6 protein-coding genes and 1 pseudogene are annotated in these 4,429 nt (G+C 64.2%); 2 read left to right on the top strand and 5 right to left on the bottom strand.

All coding sequences use genetic code 11. The annotated features are described in order from the left end of the window. Positions 1 to 121: 121 nt before the first annotated feature. The 5 genes and pseudogenes from ACFWM7_RS33990 to ACFWM7_RS33970 all read right to left on the bottom strand — a co-directional run. Positions 122 to 1,075 carry a hypothetical protein gene (locus ACFWM7_RS33990; RefSeq protein WP_383268269.1) on the bottom strand — a complete coding sequence of 318 codons (954 nt, stop codon included), beginning with the start codon at positions 1,073 to 1,075 and terminating at the stop codon, positions 122 to 124. Then, on the bottom strand, positions 1,072 to 1,485 hold the full coding sequence (locus ACFWM7_RS33985; RefSeq protein WP_383268266.1) for an ectoine synthase: 414 nt from the start codon (positions 1,483 to 1,485) through the stop codon (positions 1,072 to 1,074). The genes ACFWM7_RS33990 and ACFWM7_RS33985 overlap by 4 nt, the downstream gene beginning before the upstream one ends. Positions 1,486 to 1,523: 38 nt before the next feature. Next, the gene (locus tag ACFWM7_RS33980) at positions 1,524 to 1,781 is read right to left on the bottom strand and encodes an acyl carrier protein (protein WP_383268264.1); all 258 of its coding nucleotides are present in this window, start codon (positions 1,779 to 1,781) and stop codon (positions 1,524 to 1,526) included. A 42-nt stretch (positions 1,782 to 1,823) separates the two neighbouring features. Next, positions 1,824 to 2,303 carry a diaminobutyrate acetyltransferase gene (gene ectA, locus ACFWM7_RS33975; protein ID WP_383268271.1) on the bottom strand — a complete coding sequence of 160 codons (480 nt, stop codon included), beginning with the start codon at positions 2,301 to 2,303 and terminating at the stop codon, positions 1,824 to 1,826. Between the two features lie 423 nt (positions 2,304 to 2,726). Next, positions 2,727 to 3,246, bottom strand: a pseudogene (locus ACFWM7_RS33970) (transposase); the annotation flags it as partial. Here ACFWM7_RS33970 and ACFWM7_RS33965 point away from each other — a divergent pair. Together ACFWM7_RS33965 and ACFWM7_RS33960 are read left to right on the top strand one after the other, a co-directional pair. Beyond that, the gene (locus ACFWM7_RS33965; protein ID WP_383268262.1) at positions 3,181 to 3,633 is read left to right on the top strand and encodes an ALF repeat-containing protein; all 453 of its coding nucleotides are present in this window, start codon (positions 3,181 to 3,183) and stop codon (positions 3,631 to 3,633) included. The pseudogene ACFWM7_RS33970 and the gene ACFWM7_RS33965 sit on opposite strands and share 66 nt — an antisense overlap. Next, positions 3,557 to 4,363: a hypothetical protein gene (locus ACFWM7_RS33960; protein WP_383268259.1), complete on the top strand. Its 807-nt coding sequence runs from the start codon at positions 3,557 to 3,559 to the stop codon at positions 4,361 to 4,363. The genes ACFWM7_RS33965 and ACFWM7_RS33960 overlap by 77 nt, the downstream gene beginning before the upstream one ends. Positions 4,364 to 4,429 lie beyond the last annotated feature (66 nt).

The following is a 4,429-nucleotide window of genomic DNA, read 5'->3' as shown; positions in this document are numbered from 1 at the left end:
GCCCTGCGCACGGTCGAAGACGGCGGGCCAGCCGCGGCAGTAGCTGCGGACCTCGGACTCCAGGGTCTCGAAGACGCTCAGTGCGGGCGGGGTGAGAGTCATTCTTACTCCCTGGAGATCGTCAGGCAGCGGTGGAGGATGAGGAAGGTGCCCCGGCCAGACGGCTCGCGTGCCGGACGTCCTCGTCCAGCAGGGACGACAGCACGTCGTAGAGATCGGCGGGGGCTTCTCTGCCACGGCGCAGTCGGCGCACGGCCAGGTAGCAATGCCCGGCGAACTGCGTCCAGGCCTCCGCGTGCCGGGCGAACGGCTCGCTCAGACGGGCGGGCGCGGCATCCGACAGCCACCGCCCGTGCAGCAGACGTGAGCGGGCAAGGAGCCAGCTCTCCAGCATCAGTGCCTCGGCGGCGGCCAGCGGATCGGCGTGGTCGCGGTAGGCCTGTACGAACTCGCGCATCCGCGGCTGGGCCTCGGTCAGGTGGGAAGCGTTGCGTCGGAGTACGTCCACAGGGCCCGGCGGCACGGCCGGGACGGCTTCGACCTCTCCGACGCGAATCGGCTGCCCCGAGAGGACCTGGATGAGTTCGTCGCGGTCGAGCGTCCAGTCGCGCGGGCGGGCAGGCCCGTAAGGCGTGTCGTTGTGGTAGGCATCGACCACCACGCCTTTCGCGCCCTGCCCGGGCACCAGCAGAAAGCTGTGCGGCATGTGCTGGTGGCCGCTGTAGGGACACCACGGCAATGTGTAGGCGTCGGCCACGACGTACAGCGCTCCGGTGCGGTCGCCGGCCGCCGCATCCAGCAGCTGGAAGGCGCGCTCGATGGTTCTCGGCTCGTCGATGCCGTGCAACCGCACACCGGCGAGGGCGTGGGCATCGGCCACGTGCCGACCGAGTGCCCGCTCCACCGTCGGCAGGTAGGTGTCGTCCGGCCGGGCGAAGGGGAAGCGCAGGGGGGCGCCCAACCGGCGATGGGTGCCGCCGCCGTGTGAATGATCGGCCAACACGGCCAGGTTCGCCTGCATGCAGTCCAGCGCGGTCGCCTCGACACCGGAGAGAGCCGCCTGCCAGCCGTTCACGAGGAGGTGCTTTCCATCGGCGGGACGGCGGCCTTCTCCAAGCCTTCCGGCGGGGGGTAGGCCCCGTTCTCGTCGTGGACCTCAGCGCCGGTCACGGCGGGCGTGAACACGCAGAGGAAGCGCATTTCCGTGAAGGCCCTCAAGGTGTGCCGGTCATGCTCGTCGAGTACGTAGAGAGAGCCTTCGCCAAGGGGATGCACCTCGCCTGTGGCGTGGTCCTCGATCTCTCCCTCGCCGGATATGCAGTACACGGACTCAGCGTGATGCAGGTACTCGAGCGTGTACTGCACCCCGGCGTAAGCAATGGTGTCGTGGAGGGAGTAGCCGAGCCCGTCGCCCGCCAGCAGCAGTCGCCGACTGCGCCATTGACGAGAGCGCACGTCCTGGTCCGTTCCGGTGACACCGTCCACCGTTTTTATTATCACGCGGACTCCTCGAAATGCCGTTGCTACGCGAAGTTATTGCTGTTCTTTTCGATGACCGCCTGAAGGTCTCGTACCGTGTGAAGACGGGCGAGATCTTCGTCCGGAATGGCAAACCCGAAATGCTCTTCGACTTCTTCCAGAAGTTCGACGATCTTCATCGAATCCATACCGAGATCTTCCTCAAAACGGACATCACCGAGTTCCGTCGCCGGACTCTCCGGAACAGGGTGGGCACGCAGGAGATTCAGCAGGTCAGCCGATATTTCTTTCCGTTCACTCAATCCAGAAGCACCTTTCGGTGTTATGCACCGCAGTATGGTCGTCTAGAGATTCCTTACCGGTCCTATCCGGTACAGAACTTCGCTGGGATGCTCATCGGGGAACTGGGAGGAATCGAAAAGGATGCAGCGCTCCACCGACGCCCCCAGCGAGGCCGCGCACTTCTCAAGCATCATGATGACGGGTCGATTGCCAGGATTCACGGTCGTTTCGAGATGAGTGATCCCCTTGCCGGCCCCACGCTGGAGCAGAGTTCGCAGCATGGCGCCCGGAAGACCGGGCCGGCTGTCCGTGAGATCCGTGGCTGTCTGCCAAGCGAACAGGACTTCAGGACTTTCGGGACGACAGTAGGCGGTGATGAAGCCGATCACTTCACCGTCCGCCCGCTCCGCGACGGCAGACGTCGAAGAGAAGTCGCGACACCACATGAAATAGCAGTAGAGGCTATTACTGTCCAGCTTCTCACTTCGATTCACGAGTTCCCACATGCGGGGGGCATCGTCGACTTTCGGAGGCCGTATCACGTATGTGCCACTCACCCGTACACTCCAAGCCCTATTTCGCGCCAATCGGCCAGCTCTTCACTTCCCTGTTTCTCCCATTCATGGTGGGCGCAGGGAAAACTACTGTCAAGCGCCGAATACATCGCGACAGATTACGATCCCGCGAGTTCCCCTATCCCTTGCGCCCACACGTAATGTACTCACGGTCGGCCGAAATTCGAGCCTCAGAAACCCTCTTTTGCGCTTATGGCGGGTTTGCCTCGTCTGCCCAAATTGCAACACCTCGTGCGCGGGCTTGTCACTGCCGCAGGTTTAACGAGAGGGGCTAGTGTGATGTGAGTCACAATGACGGATGGGCGACTATTCGACAGCTTTCACACGTGAATTTTTGAGAACTCCGGATCTAATTGAAAGATTAACTTTCTTTTAGAGCCCGTACCACGATCATGTGCGGGTCTTCTTGAGGCGTCTCCAGCAGATCAGGCTGCAGGCCAGGGAGACGAAGGCGTGGTGGAGTTCGGTTGCGGCGTTCCCAGCGGACGGCGAGACGCTTGAAGTGGTGGAGAAGCGCGAAGGTCTGCTCGACGACGTAGCGGAGCTTGCCCATCCCTTTGATGTTCGGGCAGCCCGGCGGCGGGGGCGGCCGGCGACAGGCGGGATGCCGTTGACCAGGGCGAGGGTCTGGGTGACGTCGTTGACGTTCGCCGCGGTCGTGATGACTTTGAGCGGGGTGCCGCGACCGTCGCAGATCAGGTGGTGCTTGCTGCCGGTCTTGCGCCGGTCGACCGGCGACGGGCCGGTGTCGGCACCCCCTTTTTCGCCGGATGTGGGAGCCCTCCACGCATGCCCGCGACCAGTCGAGCTCGCCGGCCGCGTTCAGCTCGGCGAGCAGGACCCGGTGCAGTTGGTCGAAGACTCCTGCCTTCTGCCACCTCTCCAGTCGGCGCCAGCACGTCTGCCCCGAGCCGAAGCCCAGCTCCAGCCCGGCAGGAGTTGCCACTCCTGGCGCCAGGACGTCGCTGCCCAGGCGTTGGCCGGCACCGATGAAGACGTCCTTGATTACCTGAGCACCGGCTGGCAGTCCGGCGTCGCCGATGAGATACGCCAGCAGGTTGCCGACCTCTCCACCACAAGCCCTTATGACACAGTGCGCGTGGCGGCCGTCGAGGCATTGACGGGTACAAGTCAGCAAATCCGTGACTTCTACACCACTGGCCAGTACGTAGCGGCGGAGTCGGAATACCGCGCCGAGATCACCACGATCTACAACACGGGTGGCACCAGCACACAGGGGGCAGCGGGCAGCCCTGGAGGACGGCAGCGTCACGGCCCTGCGTACCTTCCTCGGTAACAGGCAGTACAGCGCCCGCAACACCGACGAACGGGCCGCGGCCACCGCGCTGTTCAACGACGGCGGCCCTGAGGTCAAGGCGGCTGCAGAGATCGCGCTCAACGCGCCGGCCGACGAGCTCCACACTTTCGTCCAGGCCGGTCAGTTCATGGCCGACCGCAAGGACCAGCTCGCCTACACCCACATCGCCCAAGTCCAACGGCTCATCGCCGAAGGCGACATGATCGCTGCCAAGGCCCGGGAGAATGCCCACCGCGCCGCCCAGGCCGCGTTCATTGCCAATGACGCCGCCGCGGACGCCGAGAACTCGCGCATCGCAGCTGAGCAAAGCGCCAAGGACGCGGAAGGCTACGCCACCCAGGCGGACGCCGCCGCCGACAGCACGGAAGTCAGCGCCGCGCAGGCCAAGTCCTCTGCGACCACCGCACGTAACGCGGCCAACCGCGCTACCCAGGACGCCATCAACGCGGAGGAGTCCGCCGCTGAAGCCGAATTCTCCGCGCAGTACGCTCGCGGCTCGGCTGCTGCTGCACGGGAATCCGCAGAGGACGCTCTCGACGCCGCGATAGCTGCCGGGAAGAGTAACGATGCAGCGGATGCGGACGCCAAGGCAGCCTGGAAGGAGTTCTCAAGAAGCGTGAAGACGAGCTCCAGGAAGCAAGGCGGATTGCCGCAGGAGAGCGTAAGAAGGAGCGGGAAAGTAAGACCGTGTCCTACATGGTCAGTTTGAGGAATCGTTTGTAGCAGCAGAGAGCGGCTGCCAGTCCGAGAAAGGCCAGGTAGTTGCCTGGTTTCC

This window comes from Streptomyces sp. NPDC058375 (genome assembly GCF_042723425.1).
Taxonomy (GTDB): domain Bacteria; phylum Actinomycetota; class Actinomycetes; order Streptomycetales; family Streptomycetaceae; genus Streptomyces; species Streptomyces durocortorensis.
Note: the sequence above shows the minus strand (reverse complement) of the source record. Positions and strands in the feature narration are given on the sequence as shown.